Here is a 22,913-nt window from a genome sequence, read left to right on the forward strand (position 1 = left end):
TATGAAGAAGTTTATCCTCCATATTACATGTTTTATCCTACCACTGGCAGTGGTGTTTATTCCCATGGAGCTCTACCTAAGGGACAATAGCTACCAAGCCAAAAGTGATTACCTCACCGCGCACAAGGAGGAAATAGAGACGTTGGTTTTGGGACCCTCGTATGCGTGGAGAGCTATTAATCCCCTGGCCATGGACATGCCGACTGCTTCTTTAGCGCATGAGGCCAGCGCTATCAATACCAATATGATGCTGTTCCGTAAATTTTCCTCCCAGTTACCCCGGTTAAAGTACGTCCTGTTTGACCTGTCCTTAGGGTACATGGAAAATGATAACGACCAACGATGGGAAAGCAATCATCTTTTTAATATTTATTATGACATTCAAAACTATCGGGCCGATGTCAAAAACAGTTTCCTGTTGACAGCCAATTTTAAGTTTTATTTTAAGCTTTTTTGTGGCACCATGAAGGATGATAAAAATGTAGCCCTTTTTAATGAAAGTGGATTTGTTTATGATGTAGCTGATTACAACAACCTGTTTGGAACATATGAGTATGACACCGCCAGACTAAGGGCCTCTGGAGAGCTCTTTAAGCGGCTGACGTATCAAAATTCCATCCATGATGAAAGCTACGTAAAAAACGAGAAGCTCCTGAAGGAAATGGTGAACGAATGCAAGCGCAGGGACATAAAAGTGATCTTCATCGCTCCACCCAAATTTTGTTTAAATAACAAAGCTGCTACGGCAGAAATCATCGAAAGGAGGGATCGGTTTTTGCGGAATTTTGAAGGGGACGAGGAAGTCGAATTTTGGAATTATGAGCACTTGTTGGAGGATAACGCACAGTTTTTTCTGGACAATACCCACCTCAATCCCAAAGGAGCTGAGATTTTTACCGAAGTCCTGAACAAACGATTAAGTGGCCTGCCACTAGAACGGCGACAGGCCCAAATTCCTTAGACTGGCCTATGGTCGCTCGAAAACGGCTTGGACCCCATGGATCACCCCGTTGGTAGCAATTTTATTTAAGTAGTTTTCATCCAAGGCAGCCCCGTTAACAGCGCCCGTTTCGGTGTTCAGTGATATGGATGATCCCTCAAGGCGAGTGGAGAGGACTTGACTGTTTTCAAAATCTTGAGAGAAATGCCTCCCCATGGCCATATGGTAAAGTAGCGTTTCACGAAGTAAGGTTTCATCCACTTCATAGTATCCGGCTACGCCCAGCTTTTCATACCAAGCTTGGAAAGCGGCATTGCTGGGGGCGAATATGGTCAAGGGGGTATTTTCTTCCAGAGAAGGCAGCAACTGGGCATAAATCATCGCAGCCTTGAATTCTGCATAACCATTGCCTTGGGTGTTTTCAGAGACTACTGCCGCAAGGGACTGCTCAGGAGCGGAAATGATGTGGTCAAGGCTATGAATGAGACCATTGCCGCCTTGGATATTGGTCTCCTGCAGTATTCCATTTCCATTAAGCCATATTTCCCCAGCTTGATTGCTAAAATAGAGGGTGTCGCCAGCCAACGTGATGCGTGGTCCTGCTGTCAGCTGTGCACTGTCCAAGGTCTCGTCCAACACAAAATATTTCATAAATTCCTCCAGCCGGGAAAAGCCCAGCCAGGCTTCTTCCGTAAGTTCATTGGCTTGGAAATAGGCTTCAAAAGCCTCATCTGTAGGGGCAAACAAGGTGAATTGTCTCTCCCTGGATTCCAATACTTGATCCAGGCCAGACCGCAGCAGCCCTTTTACGAAGATGTTAAAACCGCGATTTTGGGCCATAAAAGTGACGTTGAGCGCTTGAGGCTCCAACAGGCCTTCCAAAACATGGACAACACCGTTTTTTAACATCACATCTCCAGACAGCATTTTGGTATCGCCATTGATGTCAATCTCGTTTTCATTTTTATTGATCAACCAATAAAACCCAGGTAAAAGGCTTTCTTGGACGGTGCCAATCAGTTGGTCGGAATTGAAAGCCCCGGGGGTAATGTGGTAATCCAACAGTTGCTGCCATTCGTCGTTGGAGAGATCATTTACCGACGTGATATTTTCTGCTGAGAGCGCTTTGTCACTTGGCAAAAGCATGGTGTACGGCCCGAATTGGTCGAGGCTGTCCTTCCATGTGGTCTGTTCGATGGCTTCTGCCATCACGCTGAAATTCGGATCCTGTGAAACAAAGGAGCCGATACTGAGGGCGGTAAAATCAGGCGAGGACTCCTCATCACCGCATGCTCCCATCAGGAAGAGGATACCTGTTGCGAGCACCAGCCGAACACTTAATAATAATGGGTAAAAAGCTCCTTTTGCCATAAAAATTTATTTACCTTTTCTTTTGGAGAACCGCAAAAGCCATGCTTAAGTTTACGCTAGGTTGTTTTGGGGCAAGGCCTTTCGATGCAGTGAATAGTAAAGCACTTTTACAAAAGTACATTAGATGAAAAGAAATTCAGGAATATTTCTTCTAATTTTAGCGATGTTTTGTGCCTGCAAGCAGGAGCAAGAGGGATGCGTGATTTCCGAAGAAGTGAAGGAAGTTCCGCTTGAGCTTACCATAGAGCGCTTGGAGACACCACTGTTTGAGGCCAAAAGTGAGCAGGACATTGCCTTCTTTTTGGAAGAGCACCCTTATTTTTCGAAAATGTACCTGAGGGACGGACTATATCCCAGTCGGGAACAGTTGGTGACCACTTTATATGGTATTCCCAAGGACACCTTGATGCAAGAGCTCTATCAGGAAGTCAAGGAGACCTTCTCTTCCGTGAATCAACTAGAAACGGACTTGCGGAATGCCTTCAAGCACATCAAATATTATTATCCGGACTTTGAAGTGCCTAAAGTATATACATTTGTCAGTGGATTTACCACTGATTTGTACATGGACAGTGAAATGATCGTCATTGGGCTGGATTATTTTCTGCCTGCTGATCACCGCTTCCAGCCTCCAGACCTTCCCAAGTACATGACGGATCGTTACAACAGGGATCATTTGGTGCCCATGATCGTGACGGCGATTTCTTCCCGGTACAACAAGACCGATCTTGAAGATAATTCGCTTTTGGCAGAAATGATTTTTTATGGGAAAGCCTACCATTTTGCCCAAGCGATGCTCCCCTGTACACCTGAGGAGCAGATCATAGGGTATACGCCTGAGGAGCTCGCAGCTTGCTATGCCAACGAGGATTTTATTTGGACGCAATTGATCGAGCAGGAAGCCCTGTACGAAACCAATCCTTTCGAGGTGCGGAAATATACCGGAGAGGCGCCCTTCACCGATGCCATCAGTCCTGATGCTCCGGGGAGAGTGGGCAGGTGGGTCGGCTGGAACATTGTGGATGCCTATGCCGAGGAAAAGAACATTGATCTGGTCAGGTTAATGGGAGAAAAGAATACCCAGAAGATTTTTATGGGCTCCGCATATAAGCCTTAATGATGGGGTTTGGTGTTGGAAGGTTATGAGGTTATAAGGTTTGTGGGGTTGAAGGTTAAGGGTTTTCCGCTCACAGGCCATTCAAGAAGGCGGTAGTGTATGGATGATACTCAGGATACGGCAGGATGGCAAGCGGGAAGACAATGCCTAATTTAAAGGATCATAGCATACCCAAGACGCAAACATGACCATGAAATTGATCCCCAAGGAAACTGCTTTTTTGTTATTGCTGACCATGCTGTTGGTAGCTTGTTCAGAAGAGAAGATAAAAGCATCACATGACTATTTCCCGTTGGATAGCCTGATGACCAAAGACCAAGTGGGGGCATCCAACTTACCCGAGGAAATTGCGCCGGTAAAGGCTCCATTTGCCATGCCGGAGTTTAAAAAGCCCGTTTTCCCAGATTTAACGATCAATATTCGGGAGAAAGGCGCCAAAGAAGGAGAATTGGCCACCCGGGTTATCCAGGAGGCCATCGATGAGGCCAGTGCACAAGGCGGAGGCAAGGTGGTGGTGCCTGCCGGAAAGTGGAAGACCGGCCGGATCAGCCTGAAAAGCAATGTTAATTTCCATTTGGAAGAAGGTGCCGAGCTGTACTTTAGTGGTCAGCTGGAGGATTTCAGGCCAGCGGTCTTTACCCGACATGAAGGGGTAGAGGTCATGTCCCTTGGTGCCTGTATTTATGCATATCAGCAAGAGAATATCGCCATTACCGGAAAAGGCACCTTGTACGGGCCAGAGGAAGGCCCCGTCAAGGAACAGATGATGACAGAGGATGTTACAGAGAAATTTGTGCCCATCGAGAAGCCCGTGGCAGAGCGTGTTTATGAAGGCTATGATGGAGCATCCATTTTCCTGCCCATGTTCATTTCTCCGACAGACTGCAAGGATGTTTATATCGAAGGCGTGACGTTGGAGCGCACGGCATTTTGGAATATCGTCCCGGTATATTGTGATGGAGTGATCATCCGTGGAGTGACGGTCAATTCAGTGGGGATTCCCCGAGGGGACGGCATTGACATCGAGTCATCCAGGAATGTCTTGATTGAGTATTCTACGCTGAACAATGGCGATGATTGCTTCACCATGAAAGCCGGCCGCGGTAAGGACGGGATCCGTGTCAACAAACCGACCGAGAATGTGGTGGTCCGATACTGTTTAGCAAAAGAAGGACACGGCGGCATTACGATAGGCAGTGAGACGGCCGGAAAAATCAATAACCTCTATATCCACGACTGTGTCTTTGACAATACAGGTGTGGGCATACGCTTCAAGACCCGCCGGCCCAGGGGCGGTGGAGGCCAAAACCTATACTATGAAAGGCTCAGGATGAATCTTCGTCAGACGGCATTCCGCTGGGACATGTTAGGGCAGGAGCTGTATGTGGGGGACTTGGCCAAGCGGAAGCCTCCTAGAGCGGTGAATGACCTTACCCCTAAATTTAAGGACATTACCATTAAGGACATTTTAGTAGAAACCGCAAGTACCTTTGTCAATATCAACGGCATCCCTGAGTCACCACTCGAAAACCTGCACATGGAGAATGTAGTGGTCAAAGACAGCAGGCGGTTTTTTAACGCTGATGATGCCAAAAACCTTACCTTTAAGCATGTGGAGGTGACCAGTCAGGACTCTCTGATGAAATTTTTGGATACCAGGGGTGTGTTGTTTGAGGATGTTGTTTTCCACGTACCTGGCGGAGAGATTGTCACCCAAATAAAAGGAGACTTGACCGACAGCATCAAGTTTGTGGATACCCAGCCGGAAAAACCGGCAGCATGGGAAAAACCCGTTTACGTAAACAAGTAAAAGATATGTTCAGGTATTTGTATCTCGCTTTAGCGTTGACATGGAGTGCCAGCACCATGGCCCAAACGCAGGATGAGGAGCACTTGTCTTGGCGGGCCGCCCAGCGTCAGGATCAGGAATGGTTTGACAGTAAAGAAGCCCAGCGGATTGCGGATAATGTATTGCTTTACCAACATGAAAATGGAGGTTGGTACAAGAATATCGACATGGCCTCGAAGCTCAGCAAGGATGAGAAAGAAAAGCTGCTCGAGGAAAAAAATAAAGATTTAGGCACTACCATTGATAATGGGGCGACCATCTCCCAACTGGAATATTTGGCAAAGGTGTACGCCGCCACACAAGAAGAAAGGTATAAAATCGCTTTTCTAAGCGGTATCGATTACCTCCTTGAGGCCCAATATGAAAACGGGGGCTGGCCACAGTATTACCCTGTTCGAAAAGGGTATTACCAGCACATTACCTATAACGACAATGCCATGATCGGAGTGATGCGCTTGCTCCGGAAGGTAGCTGAAGGGGAAATGCCTTACGACTTTGTGGGTACCAAAAGGAAGAAAGCCGCAAAGGTTGCTTTGGATAAAGGTCTTGAAGTCATTTTGGCCACTCAGGTAAAGATCAATGGCCAGCTTACGATCTGGTGCGCCCAGCATGATGAGGTCAGCCTGGCTCCTGCTAAGGCCCGGGCTTATGAGCTGCCCTCTCTCAGTGGATCGGAGAGTGTCAATATCGTCCGTTACCTGATGCATTTGCCGGATCCAACCCCTGAAGTGGTCACCGCTGTCGAAAGCGCCATAGCGTGGTTTGAAAATCATAAAATCAAGGATAAAGCTGTCCAAAGGATCAAGGATCCAAGCTTAGCAAAGGGCTATGACCTTGTGGTGGTGGACCAGCCGGGGGCGTCGCCGCTTTGGGCACGTTTTTATGATCTGGATACCCAGCAGCCGTTCTATGTCGGTCGGGATGGTATCAAGCGGACACAGCTTAAGGATATCGAATATGAACGACGTGTCGGGTACAGCTATTTGGGCAATTATGCCGAAGGCTTACTTGAAAAGGAGTACCCTCGGTGGAAGCAGGGGCTATAAGTCCCCGCTACTATTAGTAGGCTTTTCTAAAGTTGACGCCTTGGCGATTCCGATGCCTTAAGGGCACACATGTTGATCCCTCCCCTTGGCGCGTGATGGCGTATTTTGGATTTAGGAGACCGCCCCAGCTCCGGTAGCTGTGGGCTTGATTTTTTGCTCAAAAAACCATTTAATTTTATGATTTCTGGAAAAAATTGGATTTAAGCGGATGCATCCTTATGGCAGCAGGTAAGTACAGGGAGGTTTTTTATCGAGGGGAAATAACTTTGTATAAGCTACAAAAACCCAATGAACTGTAGTTCTTTCAATGATGATTAGTCTTGCGGCTTGATCTGAAGTGTAGGATGGGTCAGAAGAGACCATGCTGAATCAAAACCCAGAAGCAATGAATTATGAAGGACTAAACGATACGCAATTATGGAAGCTGATTTCGGCGGATGACAGGAAGGCTTTTGGCTATTCGTTTACCCTGTATTCCAAAGATTTGTTTCGGTACGGGCAGAAGTTTACCGGTGCCCGCCAAGTAGTGGAGGACAGCATCCAAGATGTGTTTTTGGACCTTTGGCATAAGCGTAAGACGACGAATATAGAACAGTCCATAAAGTTTTACCTGTTTACGGCTTTCAGGAGGGAAATCATCCGGAAGCTTTCGAAGCTGCGTCAGCAGGAGCCCATGGATTATTTTGCCCCTGAGCAGCTGCTTGAGGCTTCCCATATGGAAGGGATTATCCTACAACAAGGAAAAAATGAATCCAATCAACAACTATACAAGGCCATCAGGAATTTGTCCGAGCGGCAGCGGGAAGCGGTGTACCTTCGTTTCTTTGCCAATCTAAATTATAAGGAAATTTCCGGAATGATGGGGATAAGCGTTGAAGCACTGTACAACCTGATTTTCAAATCCATCAAAATACTTAAAGAATCCCTAAGAGAAAGTGTGCAATACCAAACAAAATAGCTTGTTATTTTTTGATTTTAAAGGCTATTGCATTGCATAATTATTAACATAAAGTCGAAAGTTTTGTGTTTAGTGTAAAAATCAAACTTTTGTCTGTTGTTGGTGATGAGATTTTGATGAAACGATCCCCTTATCATTAAAAGGCAAAAGATTTTGGACAAGTCATTTCGACATATAGCAGATTTCCTAGAAGATGATTCCTTTCGGACTTGGGTGCTCGGCAAAGGGAACATGAGAAGCTTGTACTGGGAAAATTGGCTCAATGCCCACCCTGGCCAAGCGGATCTTTTGTATCAGGCCAAGGAAATCCTACTGGCTTTGGAAAAGGAAAATGAGGAAGAAGAGAAGTGGCAAGAGGCTGACCAGATCAGGCTCCTGAACAATCTTTATGCTTCCATTGATAAGGCGGAAAGTAAGCCCTTGAAAGGCAAAGTCAGGGAGCATTACGCCGTCAGGGGCTCCCAGTTTACGTGGTTGAAGGTATCGGTAATCCTTTTGGTGATGGTGGTCAGTGCCGTTTTGCTCAACGAGTTGGCCGTGACACAGCAGGATGGTGAGACAGGTCAAGAGGAAGTATCTTGGGTTGTGCGAACAGCCGCTGCGGGGGAGAAGAAAAAGGTGATCCTGCCCGATGGAAGCAAGGTGATCCTGAATGCAGCAAGTGAACTCCGGTATCGAGCTGATTTTGGCACCACGCACCGGGATCTAAGCCTTTCGGGTGAATCCTATTTTGAGGTAGAAAAGGACACGTTATTGCCGTTTAGGGTGTACAGCGGCGCGCTGGTGACCGAGGCCTTGGGGACGGCATTTAATATTTCTGCATTTGAAGGAGAAGCAGCGAAGGTAAAACTGGTAGAGGGAAAAGTAAAGGTGGAGCTGACGCCAAAGGACGACACAGAAGCGGACAGGATTTACTTGGATCCAGGCGAGCAGGCAGTAGCCACTTCCGAGGCCTTCGCCAAGGGGAAGTTTGATCCAAAGACCGCGCTGCTCTGGACAGCGGGAACATTGTATTTTGACGACCAGCCACTGACCAAGGTCATAAAAGCCCTGGAAAGGTGGTACGGTGTAACGATAAAGACGGAAGGGCAAAAGCCTTCAGCACAACGGGTCTCGGGGGAATTTCACCGGGATAATCTGGAAAATGTACTTCAGAGCATTTCTTATTCGTTTGATTTTGATTTTAACATTGATCACAAAGAAGTAACCATTCAATTTAAATAGCATTAGTCAGTATGATAACATAACCCGAAACAACAATTATTCCCAATGAAAAGCTGAAGGTTGGGGTGTCACAAGCCCGATTTACAGCATTAACAATTAACCTAAATACCAATGATTATGAAGAAAAAGTTATACAGCCTTTACAGCCTGGGCAGGTTTTGCCTGGTAGGGTTGGTATTACAGGTGTTCTTGATCAGCACCTTGCATGCGGAGGGGTATGCAAACCAAGACCCAAAAGACCTAAACGAAATAATGGTGAGCCTGGAAGCAAACAATGCCTCCATGGAGGATGTGCTGGCCACGCTCAAATCAAAAACGGATTTTTCGTTTGTTTATAACAAAGGAATGGTCAGTAAGCTGGAGCCGGTGAATATGCACGTGACCAATGAAAGCTTGGAGCAGGTGCTTTTACAGTTGGCTACTTCCCATAAGCTTTCCTTTCAGCAAGTAAATGACCGCATCAGTGTAAAAGCTGCTGAAACTCCTGCAGCGGAAGTCACCCGTGCGGCAGCAAGAGTGACCATCACCGGTACTGTGACCGACGAAGAAGGTGGTTCCCTTCCTGGAGCGACCGTTTCGGTAGTAGGAACTTCTAGAGGAACGGTAACGGATGCGGACGGTAAGTATTCGATAGATGTAGATGAAGGCGAAACACTGCAGTTTAGCTTTATAGGTTTTGAAAAGCAGCAGGTAGTTGTAGGTAAGCAATCGGTAATAAACATCACCTTGGAACTAGATGACAATTCATTAGAGGAAGTAGTAGTGACAGGTTATGGAGAGGTGAAAAAAGAACATCTTACTGGTGCAGTAGAGACGATCGATCCAGAGGAGTTCCAAGATCTACCTACAGGCAACTTAAGTGCTGCTCTTGCAGGCAGGGTATTAGGTGTAGGAGTAAGTGGAGGAAATACCCGTCCTGGTACTGCCGCTTCGCTGACCATTCGAAATCCTCAGTCTTTTTCAAAAGATGGGGGAAATAACTCTCCCTTGTACGTAATTGATGGGGTGATTCAGATTGCTGCTGATGGTAGTAATGACAATGTTAGATTTAACAATTTGGATCCGGCTGAGATTGAAAGTATCTCCTTCCTGAAAGATGCTTCAGCAGCCATTTATGGCTCTAGGGGTGCTAATGGTGCGGTGATCGTCACTACCAAGAGAGGCCGAGATGGCAAGCCAAGATTTAGCTATAGTGGCTCCTATGGGGTAAACGATGAAGCTTATCGGACTAAGATGCTTAGTGCGTATGATTTTGGGATGTATTATAACATCATGAATGGCCCTAATGGATCAGGGGAATATGCTGATAGTGAACCAGAAAATTACGTCTTTTCACAGGATGAAATAGATCATTTTAGAACAATTAATTACGATTGGTTGGAGCAAGCATGGTCTCCCGCTTCTAATATGAGGCATAATCTTAATGTAAGTGGAGGGACAGACAAGGCGAATTATTTTGCAAGTGCCTCCTATTTTACCCAAGATGGAAATTTAAGCACATTGGATTATGATCGATGGAATTTTCGGGCTGGAGCAGATATTGAAGTTGCTGATGGGTTGAAAGCTGGTTTACAGGTTGCTGGATATTATTCAGATAAAACTAAGACGTTCAATAAGATAGGTGGTGAAAATGATGAAAATGATTATAAAAATCTTTTGTTGACGCCACGCTATATCCCACCGTATGTCAATGGTTTCCCAGTGGACTTACCTGATGGTGGAACTGGAGATTATCATTTTTTCGAAATTCAGGAGTTGGATAACCTGGCTACTGATACTGATATGAACATGAGTGTAAACTTATTTGCTGAGTATGAGATGCCGTTCTTGGAAGGCCTTAAGGCTAGGATCTCATACGGCAGGAATATGGGGAGTAGTAGAGGGACTCAAGTAGGAACTCGCTACAGGTTGTATCAGTTTGAAGGCTTAGGAGAGTATGGTCATATCTATGATGGAGCAGAAGTTTCTGGAAGTAGGGAATATAAAAACGGAGACCGTCTCTATTATTCAAATGATAACTTTATTTCTACCCAAACCAATTTCACGGTTAATTACGCTAATGATTTTGGTCAACATTCTGTTAGTGCGTTGTTCAGTATAGAACGTGCTGAGGCAGAGAATTCCAATGAGTGGGTAAGAAAAGAAGAACCTGCCAGCTTTACCAATGGGCAGTTTAGTTCAGCATTTGGTGAAATCGATGGTTGGACCAGAGGATCTGAATCAGGATCTCTAGGCTATATTGGCCGGGTAAATTACAGTTTTGCCAATAAATATTTGGCAGAGTTCTTATTCCGATCAGATGCATCCACCAAATTTGCACCGGAAAACTATTGGGGTAAATTTTATTCATTGTCAGCAGGTTGGATTATTTCCAATGAGGACTTTTTTACCGCTTCGTGGATAGATTTCTTAAAGTTTAGGTATTCTGCCGGTTTACTTGGAAAAGATGATACCAAAGCCTGGCAGTGGAGACAGCGATATACCTTCCAAAATGGTAAGGGAGCCGTGTTTGGTGGTGATAATGATGCAGGAATCGGTATGAAGATGGAGTCTTCCCCTAACAGAGATGCTACATGGAGCGATGATTTTAAAAATAACTTTGGGATTGACGCCAGGTTCCTTAACAGCCGATTGTCCGCCACGGTAGAAGCATTTTATAACAAAGGTACCAACCTTTTGATGGAAAGGACTGGTAATGTACCAGTAACAGTCGGTGGAACAGTGGCTGCTGAAAATTTCGGTGAAATTGATTTCTTTGGGTATGAACTATCTGTAGGATGGAATGATCAAGTGGGAGATTTCCGTTACGGGATAGACGGTCGATTCTCTTGGTATGACAATAAAGTTAAAGTCAGCAACTTTAATGAAATTGATATTTTATATCCCTGGAATGCCCAGCCTAACGCTTCTACGGATAGAGGGGTTTGGGGAATGGATTACTTGGGTATGTTTAAAAGCCAAGAGGATATAGATGCTTACGTAGAGCAATATGACATTACACAAGTATTTGGCACTGTAGTAGATGAGCTTAAACCAGGAATGCTTTACTATCGCGATGTAAGGGGGCAATTGCAATCAGATGGGACGTTTGCAGAACCTGATGGGATAATTGACGAAAATGACCAAGTCCAATTGGCTAAAAGGGAATCTAATCATTATGGATATGGCATGACTATCAAGTTGGGATATAAGCAGTTCAGCTTGAATGCGGTGATCGCGGGTTCATTTGGTGGATGGTCTGAGTATGATGCAAGAAATGCGATGGAGCAAGAGATTCCAGATTCTTACGAAAGTGTTCCTGCATTTTGGGGAGATATATACGATCCCGAGTTAAACCCAACGGGGAAATTTCCCAATCCATATTGGGAAGACATAAGTCTTAACCCAAGGTCAGAGTTTTGGAGGGTTAGTGGGTTCAGGATGGCCATGCGAAATGTGGATGTAAGTTATAGGCTTCCAAAGCACGTGGCCGATAAGCTTAAGATCAGTAGCGCGAGGATATATTTCAATATACTGAACCCCGTTAATTTTTATAACCCATTCAGTTATAAAAGCTCTGTCGGAGGGTCATGGGATAATTATCCAGTCTTAAGAACCTACTCTTTGGGCTTAAATCTTTCCCTTTAATTTTATTAACAACCCAAAATTTTAAGAGCAATGAAGAAAATTAATTATATATGGAGCTTTGCACTAAGTATAATGGTGTTGGCCAGTTGCAATGATGACTTCTTAGAGGAAAAGCAAGATTTGACCGGAGTAAATGAAGAGGTTTTTCAAGATCCTCACATGGCTCAAGCGTACGTAGATTATGTTTACTATTTGTTTTCACCAGGAGATAATGGAAGAAACTTAATCTGGGATTTGTTTGGAGGATTCGAATTTTCAAAAAACACCGATGAGATGCCAGGCCGAAGTGCATTAAATCAAGAGTATTCCCAAATTTCCTTTACCGAGGATCATGCATTGGAGTATTTTGGTGAGCGAATGGGTACTAGTATAAGGAATAACACGTGGACCCGTATGAAGGAGATCAATCTTTTCTTGTCAGAAATCGATAAGCATGGGCTTCCTGAGGAATTGAGAAATGAGTTAAAGGGACAAATGTATTTTTGGAGAGCTTGGCAGTATTTTGATTTGGTTAAGCTGTATGGAGGTGTTCCATTAGTATTAGAACCTCAAAACCCCATCATAGCAGATGCCACAGAAACCCAAGTACCCAGAAGTACCACCAAAGCTTGTATCGACCAGATTGTGGCTGATTTGGACATGGCAATGGAGTTATTGCCTGGCAGATGGACAGGAGATGATTGGGGGAGAATCACCAGTGGAGCAGCAGCTGCCCTTAAAAGTCGCGTATTGGTAACTTGGGCAAGTCCTCTATTTAATAGGGATGAGGATCCTTCTAGGTGGCAGGCGGCGTATGAGGCTTCCATAGAGGCTAGAAATATTCTTGAAGGAAATGGCTTTGGACTTTATAAAAAGGGAAATCTCGAGAATGGAGAAGCTTGGGGTAAAATGTGGTTTGAAGAGGTGGATAATCCTGAAGCAGTGATGATCTATGGGTTTAATGATACTTCATCTGATCAAATTAAAAAAAATAATGGATGGGAAAAAGCTTGCCGTCCCCGAAACCTAGGGGGTGACGGCAGAATGGAGCCCACTATACAACTGGTTAATTCTTTCCCTATGGCAGATGGTCGTCCGATCAATGAGTCACCAAACTATGAATATGATCTCAATCATTTCTATCGTAATAGGGACCCTAGGTTTTACCATACCTTTGCTTTCAATGGGGCCTTATGGCCTTATGATGAAGATGGTGACTATAGACATTGGAGCTATAGGTGGTATAATTCTGAAGGTGATGAAACACCAAATAAAACCACAGAAACTAATGGAGCAAACTCCAGTGGTATATATATGAAGAAGTCTACCAATCCAAATGCTTCAAGTGCTGATAATTTTGCATTCAGTGGAACTGATATTATGGAGATTCGTTTTGCAGAAGTAGTCTTGAATATTGCTGAATCTGCTATTGGGATTGGTAATATTCAGGAGGGTTTAGATGCTATCATGGAAGTAAGGGAGCGTGCAGGAGTTGAAAACCTTGATGGGACCTTTGGGCTTGGATCAGGCTTAAGCAAAGATCAAGCTTTTGCAAAAGTTATTGAAGAACGAAAAGTAGAATTTGCGTTTGAAGGTCGTAGATTTTGGGACTTGAGAAGATGGCTATTGATGGACGATGAATATGGATATACTCAGCGTTTTGGGTTTGAACCAATAGATGGCATGAGGCGAATGGGAATTTACGTGGTGGTCAAGGACCAAGCGGGTAATCCTTATACCGGAGGTGAGGATCCTATGATTGCAGATGCAGATGGCAACGCCCCAATCATAGATCGTGCCCCTGAGGAGTATCCTGATGGTATCGAAACAGAGGAAGAGTATTTGGATTATCTTTATGACAATTTCTATGAAGTTCAAATCAAAGATGATCTTGATCCGACCAACAACAATTGGGAGTTTCACTGGTATCCTGAGTATTATTTCATTGGCCTTAATGAGGATGTACTGACCTCTTCTCCATACTTAGAGCAAACTGTTGGGTGGAATAGTTTTAGTGGTGAGGGCACTTTCAATCCCCTGGCAGAATAAGGATTAAAATGGTTTAATGATAATAAAGCCTTCCTGAGCCGTTCACGCGGTTGTCAGGGAGGTTTTTTTGGTTAGCACCAAGAGCAAAGAATAATGTAGCAAGTAGCAAGACTTAAGTATCAAGTAGGAGATAGAAGGTATGAAGGATAAAGACTTTTGCATCTATTATGTCATTCCGATGAAAGGAGGAATCTCTTACGAAATAACTGAAAAGATCCTTCCTAACGCCAGGGTGATAAACGGTTGAAACCGTTTCACACCTAAGGAATAAGTGCTTGCAAAAGTGTGGACAAAATTCGGAACGAGGCAACCGGAAAGGCCTTATGGCCATTTCGGTTGCCTCATCAGCATAATACCCCAATTGAGCAGGATATTTTCCCGCTTGGTCAGCAAACAGGTTTAGATTGGAGAAAAACCCCTTAGCTTGGAAATTGAACAGAACAATCCAAAATATCATACCTATAAAATGAAAAAAGAGATCTTATCACTCACCTTATCGATATTGGCTATATCTGCGGCCTTTGCACAATATCCAAAAGTGCCGGCAGAGGCAAGGGTCAAGTCGGATTCCATCATGACGGCCAGTCAAAAGCTGAGCGATGAAGCTTGGGAAGCCGCTTGGCCGACTGTCCTTGCTGAAATGGAAGCAGGCAAGCCTTATGTTCCTTGGGCTTTTCGGCCTACAGACCTTCCTCAGGCAGATATTCCAGCTTTCCCAGGTGCCGAAGGTGGTGGAATGTACAGTTTTGGTGGTCGTGGCGGTCAAGTGATAACGGTCACGAGTTTGGAGGACAGGGGCCCCGGTACGCTTCGGGAAGCCTGCGAAACAGGTGGAGCCAGGATCATTGTTTTCAATGTGGCCGGCATTATCAAACTGAAATCGCCCTTGATCATCCGCGCACCCTATGTCACCATAGCGGGACAAACTGCTCCGGGAGATGGCGTATGCGTGGCCGGGGAAACCGTTTGGATCGATACCCATGACGTGGTGATCCGCCATATGCGTTTCCGTAGAGGAGAGACATTTGTCGGGAGAAGGGATGATGCCATCGGCGGCAATCCAGTGGGCAATATCATGATCGACCACGTATCTGCCAGTTGGGGCTTGGATGAAAACATGTCGATGTATCGTCACATGTACAGCCCCGGTGGAGACTACAAAGATGTAAAACGCGGAACAGTCAACATCACCATCCAAAACAGCATCTTCTCCGAAGCGCTGGACACGTATAATCATTCCCTTGGAAGTACGCTGGGAGGAGAAAATTGCTCCTTTATGCGTAATCTCTGGGCCAATAATGCCGGCAGAAATCCGTCTATTGGCTGGAACGGCATCTTTAATTTTGTAAACAATGTGGTGTTCAACTGGAGCCATAGGACCACGGATGGTGGTGATTATATGGCCAAGTACAATATCATCAACAACTACTACAAGCCGGGGCCGGTAACACCTGATGGCGAAACCATTTCCCATCGGATCTTGCGTCCAGACGCGGTGTTGTCCAGATTGGACACATTGGTATGGGGCAGGGCCCATATCACTGGAAACATCGTGGAAGGAAATCCAAAAGTGACCGCCGACAATTGGGAGGGGGGTGTACAGCTCAATGGCAAAAAAGGCGGCGAGATGAGCTTGGAAGAAGCTAAGATTTATTTTCCCCGCATCAAATCCAACAGCCCTTTCCCAATGCCCAAAATGAGCATAATGCCTGCTGATGAAGCATATGAGCATGTAATGGCCAATGCTGGAGCGACACTTCCACGACGAGATCCTGTAGATGAAAGGGTCATCAGGACGGTCAAAACAGGAAAGCCTGAATATGTGAAAGGATTGAATCCTGATGATTTTTACCAGTTTGAGCACCGAAGATTGCCAAGAGATGCGTATAAAATGGGCATCATCACGGATATCGCTCAAGTGGGTGGTTATCCAGCATATCATGGCACGCCTTATCTTGATACAGATGGTGATGGCATGCCGGATCGCTATGAGCAGAAGGTGGGCTTGGATCCAAACGACCCTTCCGATGCCACAGCCGATATGAACGGAGATGGCTACACCAATATTGAGATGTATATCAATGGAATCGATCCGGATGAAAAAGTGGATTGGACGGAGCTGGACAATAACCACGATACGTTGGAGCAGGGGGACATAAATTAAGCCTGTACTCAAGAGGAATACGTCGTAAAGACTTTTAAGGAAGAATTTCTTTGAATTCTTTGCGACGTATTTTTTTCTTTGCGCGAGATCGTTTATTCATTCGTCTATTGGACCTTGTATTCTTTTCAGGCCAATTCTGCACTTAAATCAGGTTACTAACTATACTCCAACCGCTGCTATTTTCGGGGGAAATCCCTACCTTTGAATAAAAATAACAAAGGATGGCAAACGATATTATTTACTCCAAAGATGCTCCTGCACCGATCGGGCCTTACAGTCAGGCGGTCAAGGCGGGGAATACACTTTTTATTTCTGGTCAGATCGCCTTGGACGCCGAAACCGGGGAGCTGATCAATGAAAACATCACCGAAGAGACCCATGCGGTGATGAAAAATCTGGATGCGATTTTGTCGGCAGCAGGCTATAGTTTTGGAGATGTGGTAAAATGTTCTATTTTTATTAAAAACATGGATGATTTCGGTACCATAAACGAAGCTTATGGTCAATATTTTCCATCAAACCCTCCTGCAAGGGAAACCGTGGAAGTAAGCAAATTACCAAAAAATGTACAGGTAGAAATTTCGTGTATCGCCGTAAAGGCATAACCCACCTGTGGAGGTAGGAAGGAATGATCAAGTACTTGCCCCATCATAGTGAAGTGTTGGTTTCTTCGATGCATTGTGAAGATGTTATTTCACGCTTAGATCAGGTTACCCGGGATGTGGATTATCTGAGCCATACCTTGAGCCGAAAGGGAGAAGAACATCTTTTCAATGGGAAGGTTAATGAAGATAGTTTTCGACTTTCCATGGTAGTGAAAAGAGCCGATAGCTTTTTGCCTTTGATCAAAGGTCATATTGAGTCTACGCATGCAGGATGTATCATCTTTTTGGATTACCAGTTGTTTCCGGGTTCTACCTTTTTCATGGTTTTTTGGTCCATAGTGACCTTGGCGTTGGCCATTTTTTTTCTGTTTATTCAAGAAGAACCGGTCTTTAGCCTGATCAGCTTTGGCGTGGGTGTGGGCAATATAATGTTTGCGTGGTCACACTTTAAGCGTAAGGTCAAGCAAACCCAGCATATTTTCCATAGAATGCTCAGTTTGCAGAAGAATAGATGATGTTGGGCCAATCAAACAAAGTTGGAGACGGCCTGTTTTTATAATGATCGCACCACGGATACCAAAAAATGGGATCAATCAGAAAAACTGGGGTAAAGGCTGGCCGGATGGAGGTAATGATGAATGATTGACGTTTCTATCCCCAACGCTCCATAAAGGAACTTTCGATTGCTCCTTCATCAAGACGCATGGCAGGTGTCACCGGTACTTCCTTGTCCTTTTTTCACCTGCAGGAAAAAAGTGACAACGTCAAAGAGAGAAATTCCCCCTAAAGAGGAGTTTTTCTCCACTCCCCAATCCTTAGGCCTGGTCGGAAATCCCTCGCCCCCCAGAAATATGGCTTGATCCAAAAAATGCCAGAAAGTCCATCATCATAAATGTGTTTCTAATGGGGTATCCTTGACCCAAAAAATCACCTTGGTCTGCACTTTTTTATTTAAACGATTAATTGCGGCATAAAATCCCATTACACTTATGGTTTTTGCCCCTCAGGTCGTAATTTAGGGGTGCTGTTGGCGAGGCCTTTACCCGAAATGCCATGGGCCAATTTGTGACTAAAATTAATAGATAACAGATGAAATATAGAGTAGAAAAAGACACCATGGGGCCAGTGGAAGTCCCTGCGGACAAGTACTGGGGTGCCCAAACCCAACGATCCATCAATAACTTCAAGATTGGTGGTGAGCGTAACCGAATGCCATTGGAAATCACCCATGCTTTTGCCATACTTAAAAAGTCAGCGGCCCTGACCAATGCTGAGCTGGGAGTATTGCCACAGGAAAAGGCAGATGCCATTGCCAAAGTGTGCGATGAGATTGTGGAGGGTAAATTGGACGATCAGTTTCCGTTGGTCATCTGGCAAACCGGTTCTGGCACCCAGTCCAATATGAATGCCAATGAGGTGATCGCCTACAGAGGCCATGTCCTGGGCGGTGGGAGCTTGGAAGATGAGCAAAAAACCATCCACCCCAATGACGATGTGAACAAGTCGCAGTCTTCCAATGACACCTTTCCTACTGCCATGCACATTGCAGCCTATAAAATGGTGGTAGAGACGACGATCCCTGGTGTGGAGAAGCTAAGGGATACCTTGAAGGATAAGTCAGACCAGTTTATGGATGTGGTCAAAATTGGCAGGACCCACTTTATGGATGCGACCCCTTTGACCTTGGGGCAGGAGTTTTCCGGCTACGTGGCACAACTGAATCACGGCCTCAGAGCATTGAAGAATACCTTGGAGCACCTTTCTGAACTGGCCTTGGGCGGTACTGCTGTAGGTACCGGGCTGAACACCCCGAAAGGCTATGCCGAATTGGTCGCTAAGAAGATTGCTGAATTTTCCGGCCATCCATTTGTGACGGCTCCTAATAAATTTGAGTCCTTGGCTGCCCATGATGCCATCGTGGAGACCCATGGTGCATTGAAGCAATTGGCGGTCAGTTTGATGAAAATTGCCAACGACATCAGGATGCTTTCATCAGGTCCCCGGTCTGGAATTGGCGAGATCCTGATTCCTGAAAATGAGCCCGGTTCTTCCATAATGCCCGGTAAAGTGAACCCTACTCAGGCAGAAGCCATGACCATGGTCTGCGCCCAAGTAATCGGGAATGACACCGCCGTGTCTGTTGGAGGATCCAATGGTCATTTTGAGCTGAACGTCTTCAAGCCCATGATGATTCACAACCTGCTCACTTCTGCCAGGTTGTTGGGAGATGCATGCGTATCTTTCCATGACAACTGCGTCATCGGTATTGAGCCAAACAGGCCGTTTATCAAGAAGCACTTGGAGAATTCCTTGATGCTGGTAACCGCATTGAATACCCATATCGGATATGAAAATGCCGCTGCAATCGCCAAAAAGGCCCATAAAGAGGGTACTAGTCTAAGAGAAGCTGCCATCGACCTAGAATTGCTGACCAGTGAGCAATTTGATGAATGGGTAAAACCTGAAGATATGATTGGCGGGTTAAAATAACATGGTCTTGGTGAGCGATTTTCCTCTCCGAAGGGGATAGTGCCAACTTTATTTTATCCAAATTTTAAAAGGGGAAGTATATTTCGTATTTTACATGAAATATGCTTCCCTTTTTTTATCACTAAAGAAAATCATTGACAAATATGGTTTCAAATTACCTTTTGAGAAGTGGTCTGGTGCTGGGATTATTCCTTGCATTGTCGGTTACTGCCCAATCACAGCAATTGTCCAAGGCCAAAAAGAAAGCCCTGAAGAAGGAGCTTAGAAAGATGAGTCCTGAAGAATACTGGGAGCTTATCAATCAGCAACAAGAGCAAAAGGTGGAGATCCTTACATTAGAAAAGGAAAATGAATCCTTGAGAGCACAGCTTGCAGAGCAGGGCGAAGACTTGGAAATGGAGCAAAGTAAGCATGAATACCTTGAAGGGGAAAACGTAACCATGGCCAATCAGGAGGCAAGTAATAGGGCGTCAACCAAGCCAGATGTCAATACCAAATGGGGTGAAGGAGTGGTCTTCAGGGTGCAGATAGGAGCACTTACGAAGGAAGAGTATGAAAAGGAGATCCCCTCCGGCTTTAGTTTGGATGTGGAACATAAGGGAGACCTGAAGCGTATGGTAGTGGGCTATTACAGGGATTACGACGAGGCGGATTCCTTCAAAAAGCTCATGAGGAAGTTAGGCATCCGTACCGCTTGGATAGTGCCCTATAAGGATGGGAATCGTGTGCCTTTGAAAGAGGTATTGGGCGAAGTGGTCGATTGATTTCAGGGAATGGTATAGCCTATTTTTTCCAGCTCAGCGGCCGTCATTTCAATGACTTTTACTTCCATGGAAATCGTCTTTAGTGGTGTGTCCGTGGAATCGGCAGGAACGTGTGCGATGGCTTCCAATACATCCAAGCCTTTAAAAACCTGCCCAAACACCGTATAATTATCATCAAGCCTAGGAATGCCTTCCTTGTCATGGACTATGTACAGTTGGCAGCCTGCAGAGCGCTTTTCGGGATTGTCATCTCGTCCTGCTCCGACAGCGCCATAGACATGCCGAATCGTATCCACAAATTCCGGTTCCAGTAAATAAGGTGAATCAGCAAAGCCTTCAGGAGTATCGGGACACCCTCCTTGGATCACAAAATCCTCAATAACACGGTTAAAGCTTAGCGAATCCCAGTAGTGGGCATTGGCCAGACGGATAAAGCTCTTTTTATGCTCAGGCGTTTCATCATACAGCCAAAGGAGCATTTCACCTTTAGGGGTGTTGATCTGGCCGATTTGGTATTTTTTCCCTGCACCGGAGTTACAAGAAAAAAGCACCATGCAAACAAGGGAAAGTAGGAAGTATCCTTTCATGCCTTTAATTTAGTTGTACTGATTTTAATATTCTACCATCTTTTGGTTTCCATTCTGGGTATCTCTTGACACTGGTTCACGATGTTGTTGCCTCAGATAAAACCTTGATAGGGATTTCTTTGAAAGAAAGATAGTAAATCCGCTGATTAAATCTGACTAAAAGGGAGATCACACGGGAATGTAAAAGTTTATGGATGAATTTTTTCACCAGGAAACGTAAGCGATAACCTCCTGTTTCTGAAGAGGTCTTTGGGGGAGGTGTTATTGGATGGCGTTATGGCCCAAGGACTTACCTGTATTGTGCTGAAAAGGGTGGAAATAATTGCCATTTTTTTTAATAAAGAAGTCCTTTAGTTTAGTAATTTAGGAGGTATGGAGTTTCGGTGGGAAATAAAAAGCAAGGCAGATCAATCAACAGTACAATCACTCAGTAGTGAAATCAATGTGAATCCTACATTGGCCAATTTATTGGCCAATCGAAAGGTGACCAGTTTTCAGGAAGCAAAAGACTTCTTTCGGCCTGATCTGGATAAGATTCACTCTCCGTTTCTGATGAAGGACATGGACAAGGCTGTGGATCGATTGGTGCAGGCGATTGAGCAAGAGGAGAAGATTTTGGTCTATGGTGATTATGATGTAGATGGCACCACTGCGGTGGCATTATTCTATGGTTTTTTAAGCAGTGTCTATCCCCATGTGGATTTTTATATTCCTGACCGTTACCAAGAAGGGTATGGGGTGTCCGAAAGGGGTGTCCGCTATGCAGCAGAGAATGGTTTTCGGCTGATTGTATCCTTGGACTGCGGGATAAAAGCCATAGAGAAAGTGGCATTGGCCAATAGCTTGGGCGTAGATTTTATTATTTGCGATCACCACACGCCAGGGGATGAGTTGCCCCATGCTTTGGCTGTGCTCGATCCCAAGCGGAAAGATTGTACCTATCCTTATAAAGAGCTCAGCGGTTGTGGTGTCGGGTTTAAGCTGATTCAGGCCTTTACCGAAAAGACAGGGAAGAACGCCAGCCACCTTTTTGGGTTGTTGGACTTGGTGGCGGTGAGCATTGCTGCGGATATTGTGCCGATCACGGGTGAAAACAGGATCTTGGCTCACTATGGACTCGAACGGCTCAACAACAACCCAAGACCGGGATTGATGGCGTTGATACTGGCCGGGAAAGGGCAGCGTAGCCTTCAGGAGCTGCTGGAAAACCGCCAGCTGCTGCAGCGTGAAATGCTGCAGTTAAAATCAGATAAAGACATTGATATTTCCGATATTGTATTTCGGATAGGCCCACGGATCAATGCGTCCGGAAGACTGGAGCATGCAAAAGCCTCTGTGGAGCTGTTGATTTCCCAGGATATCCATGATGCCCTGCGTAGGGCAGAGGTGGTGGAAGATGTCAATGCTGCCCGGAAGAATTTTGATGAAAATATCACCAAGGAAGCCATCCAAATGATCGAGGATCGGGAGCAGGATAAGCCCTACAAGAGCACGGTGCTGTACAAGGAAGATTGGCACAAAGGTGTAATCGGGATTGTGGCATCGAGGTGTATCGAGCAGTATTACCGCCCGACCATCATCCTGACAGAATCGAACAATAAGGCTACAGGAAGTGCCCGGTCGGTATATGACTTTGATATTTATGAAGCCATCAGTGAATGCAGCGACCTGTTGGAGCAGTTTGGCGGACATAAATACGCGGCAGGCCTGACGATGGAATTGGACAAGGTGCCGGCTTTTCAGGCGCGTTTTGAGGAGGTGGTCACGCGTCGCATTGCCGATATCCATACCAAACCCGTACTGGAAGTGGACGATGAACTGGAGTTGGATCAGATCAATTACAAATTTTATAATATATTGCGTCAGATGGCGCCGTTTGGGCCGGGGAATACCGAGCCGATCTTCTGTGCCAACCAAGTATATGCGCAGAACATTAAGGTGCTTAAGGACAAACACCTGAAATTCGAGATCGTGCAGGACGGTCAGGTGACCAGTCCGGTGTGCATCGCATTTGGTTTTGCGACCTATTATGAAATGTTGCGCAGTAAAATGCGGTTTAACATTGCGTTTGAAGTAAGGGAAAATACATTCAGAAATACCAGCAGCCTTCAGCTGTATGTGAAGGACATCAAATTTGACTGAC

General features: G+C 45.3%; 16 protein-coding genes. 14 read left to right on the forward strand and 2 right to left on the reverse strand.

All coding sequences use genetic code 11. The features are described from left to right. Position 1: 1 nt before the first annotated feature. Positions 2–961: an SGNH/GDSL hydrolase family protein gene (locus tag ECHVI_RS06420; RefSeq protein ID WP_015265152.1), complete on the forward strand. Its 960-nt coding sequence runs from the start codon at positions 2–4 to the stop codon at positions 959–961. A gap of 6 nt (positions 962–967) precedes the next feature. Here the strand turns inward: ECHVI_RS06420 and ECHVI_RS06425 are convergent, their stop codons facing one another. Next, the gene (locus tag ECHVI_RS06425; protein ID WP_015265153.1) at positions 968–2,311 is read right to left on the reverse strand and encodes a fasciclin domain-containing protein; all 1,344 of its coding nucleotides are present in this window, start codon (positions 2,309–2,311) and stop codon (positions 968–970) included. A 124-nt stretch (positions 2,312–2,435) separates the two neighbouring features. On the opposite strand from ECHVI_RS06425, the gene gldB reads away from it, so the two are divergent. The 12 genes from gldB to ECHVI_RS06490 all read left to right on the forward strand — a co-directional run bounded on the left by gldB (position 2,436) and on the right by ECHVI_RS06490 (position 20,183). Beyond that, positions 2,436–3,428, forward strand: a complete 993-nt coding sequence (gldB, locus tag ECHVI_RS06430; protein WP_015265154.1) for a gliding motility lipoprotein GldB — start codon at positions 2,436–2,438, stop codon at positions 3,426–3,428. Between the two features lie 184 nt (positions 3,429–3,612). After that, a complete protein-coding gene (locus ECHVI_RS06435; protein WP_245553440.1) occupies positions 3,613–5,238 on the forward strand; it encodes a glycoside hydrolase family 28 protein in 1,626 nt (541 codons plus the stop codon). Then, positions 5,208–6,323: a pectate lyase gene (gene pelA / locus ECHVI_RS06440; protein ID WP_157501260.1), complete on the forward strand. Its 1,116-nt coding sequence runs from the start codon at positions 5,208–5,210 to the stop codon at positions 6,321–6,323. The genes ECHVI_RS06435 and pelA overlap by 31 nt, the downstream gene beginning before the upstream one ends. 385 nt (positions 6,324–6,708) lie before the next feature. Next, positions 6,709–7,281 carry an RNA polymerase sigma factor gene (locus tag ECHVI_RS06445; protein ID WP_015265157.1) on the forward strand — a complete coding sequence of 191 codons (573 nt, stop codon included), beginning with the start codon at positions 6,709–6,711 and terminating at the stop codon, positions 7,279–7,281. 153 nt (positions 7,282–7,434) lie between these two features. Then, positions 7,435–8,505: a FecR family protein gene (locus ECHVI_RS06450; RefSeq protein WP_015265158.1), complete on the forward strand. Its 1,071-nt coding sequence runs from the start codon at positions 7,435–7,437 to the stop codon at positions 8,503–8,505. A gap of 117 nt (positions 8,506–8,622) precedes the next feature. Then, on the forward strand, positions 8,623–12,132 hold the full coding sequence (locus tag ECHVI_RS06455) for a TonB-dependent receptor (RefSeq protein ID WP_015265159.1): 3,510 nt from the start codon (positions 8,623–8,625) through the stop codon (positions 12,130–12,132). 30 nt (positions 12,133–12,162) lie between these two features. Continuing rightward, entirely contained in the window at positions 12,163–14,160 is a 1,998-nt protein-coding gene (locus ECHVI_RS06460; protein ID WP_015265160.1) for a RagB/SusD family nutrient uptake outer membrane protein, read from the forward strand. A 466-nt stretch (positions 14,161–14,626) separates the two neighbouring features. Next, complete coding sequence (locus tag ECHVI_RS06470) at positions 14,627–16,324, forward strand: hypothetical protein (protein ID WP_015265161.1); 1,698 nt, start codon at positions 14,627–14,629, stop codon at positions 16,322–16,324. Between the two features lie 221 nt (positions 16,325–16,545). Then, entirely contained in the window at positions 16,546–16,929 is a 384-nt protein-coding gene (locus ECHVI_RS06475) for a RidA family protein (RefSeq protein WP_015265162.1), read from the forward strand. 23 nt (positions 16,930–16,952) lie between these two features. Continuing rightward, positions 16,953–17,444: a hypothetical protein gene (locus ECHVI_RS06480; RefSeq protein ID WP_015265163.1), complete on the forward strand. Its 492-nt coding sequence runs from the start codon at positions 16,953–16,955 to the stop codon at positions 17,442–17,444. 574 nt (positions 17,445–18,018) lie between these two features. Continuing rightward, complete coding sequence (fumC, locus tag ECHVI_RS06485; protein WP_015265164.1) at positions 18,019–19,419, forward strand: class II fumarate hydratase; 1,401 nt, start codon at positions 18,019–18,021, stop codon at positions 19,417–19,419. A gap of 143 nt (positions 19,420–19,562) precedes the next feature. Then, complete coding sequence (locus ECHVI_RS06490; protein WP_015265165.1) at positions 19,563–20,183, forward strand: SPOR domain-containing protein; 621 nt, start codon at positions 19,563–19,565, stop codon at positions 20,181–20,183. Between the two features lie 2 nt (positions 20,184–20,185). Here ECHVI_RS06490 and ECHVI_RS06495 read toward each other — a convergent pair whose 3' ends face one another. Further along, positions 20,186–20,770, reverse strand: coding sequence for a peptidylprolyl isomerase (locus ECHVI_RS06495; RefSeq protein ID WP_015265166.1), 585 nt, complete (start codon positions 20,768–20,770; stop codon positions 20,186–20,188). Between the two features lie 372 nt (positions 20,771–21,142). Between ECHVI_RS06495 and recJ the strand changes: the two genes are divergently transcribed. Next, the gene (recJ, locus tag ECHVI_RS06500) at positions 21,143–22,912 is read left to right on the forward strand and encodes a single-stranded-DNA-specific exonuclease RecJ (protein ID WP_015265167.1); all 1,770 of its coding nucleotides are present in this window, start codon (positions 21,143–21,145) and stop codon (positions 22,910–22,912) included. Position 22,913 lies beyond the last annotated feature (1 nt).

Source organism: Echinicola vietnamensis DSM 17526, from assembly GCF_000325705.1.
In the GTDB taxonomy this organism is placed as follows: domain Bacteria; phylum Bacteroidota; class Bacteroidia; order Cytophagales; family Cyclobacteriaceae; genus Echinicola; species Echinicola vietnamensis.

What these genes read in the sequence shown, in the direction of transcription:
- ECHVI_RS06420 (WP_015265152.1), top strand. Translation starts at nt 2, where the DNA reads ATGAAGAAGTTTATCCTCCATATTACATGTTTTATCCTACCACTGGCA.
- ECHVI_RS06425 (WP_015265153.1), bottom strand. Translation starts at nt 2,311, where the DNA reads ATGGCAAAAGGAGCTTTTTACCCATTATTATTAAGTGTTCGGCTGGTG.
- gldB (WP_015265154.1), top strand. Translation starts at nt 2,436, where the DNA reads ATGAAAAGAAATTCAGGAATATTTCTTCTAATTTTAGCGATGTTTTGT.
- ECHVI_RS06435 (WP_245553440.1), top strand. Translation starts at nt 3,613, where the DNA reads ATGACCATGAAATTGATCCCCAAGGAAACTGCTTTTTTGTTATTGCTG.
- pelA (WP_157501260.1), top strand. Translation starts at nt 5,208, where the DNA reads ATGGGAAAAACCCGTTTACGTAAACAAGTAAAAGATATGTTCAGGTAT.
- ECHVI_RS06445 (WP_015265157.1), top strand. Translation starts at nt 6,709, where the DNA reads ATGAATTATGAAGGACTAAACGATACGCAATTATGGAAGCTGATTTCG.
- ECHVI_RS06455 (WP_015265159.1), top strand. Translation starts at nt 8,623, where the DNA reads ATGAAGAAAAAGTTATACAGCCTTTACAGCCTGGGCAGGTTTTGCCTG.
- ECHVI_RS06460 (WP_015265160.1), top strand. Translation starts at nt 12,163, where the DNA reads ATGAAGAAAATTAATTATATATGGAGCTTTGCACTAAGTATAATGGTG.
- ECHVI_RS06470 (WP_015265161.1), top strand. Translation starts at nt 14,627, where the DNA reads ATGAAAAAAGAGATCTTATCACTCACCTTATCGATATTGGCTATATCT.
- ECHVI_RS06475 (WP_015265162.1), top strand. Translation starts at nt 16,546, where the DNA reads ATGGCAAACGATATTATTTACTCCAAAGATGCTCCTGCACCGATCGGG.
- ECHVI_RS06480 (WP_015265163.1), top strand. Translation starts at nt 16,953, where the DNA reads ATGATCAAGTACTTGCCCCATCATAGTGAAGTGTTGGTTTCTTCGATG.
- fumC (WP_015265164.1), top strand. Translation starts at nt 18,019, where the DNA reads ATGAAATATAGAGTAGAAAAAGACACCATGGGGCCAGTGGAAGTCCCT.
- ECHVI_RS06490 (WP_015265165.1), top strand. Translation starts at nt 19,563, where the DNA reads ATGGTTTCAAATTACCTTTTGAGAAGTGGTCTGGTGCTGGGATTATTC.
- ECHVI_RS06495 (WP_015265166.1), bottom strand. Translation starts at nt 20,770, where the DNA reads ATGAAAGGATACTTCCTACTTTCCCTTGTTTGCATGGTGCTTTTTTCT.
- recJ (WP_015265167.1), top strand. Translation starts at nt 21,143, where the DNA reads ATGGAGTTTCGGTGGGAAATAAAAAGCAAGGCAGATCAATCAACAGTA.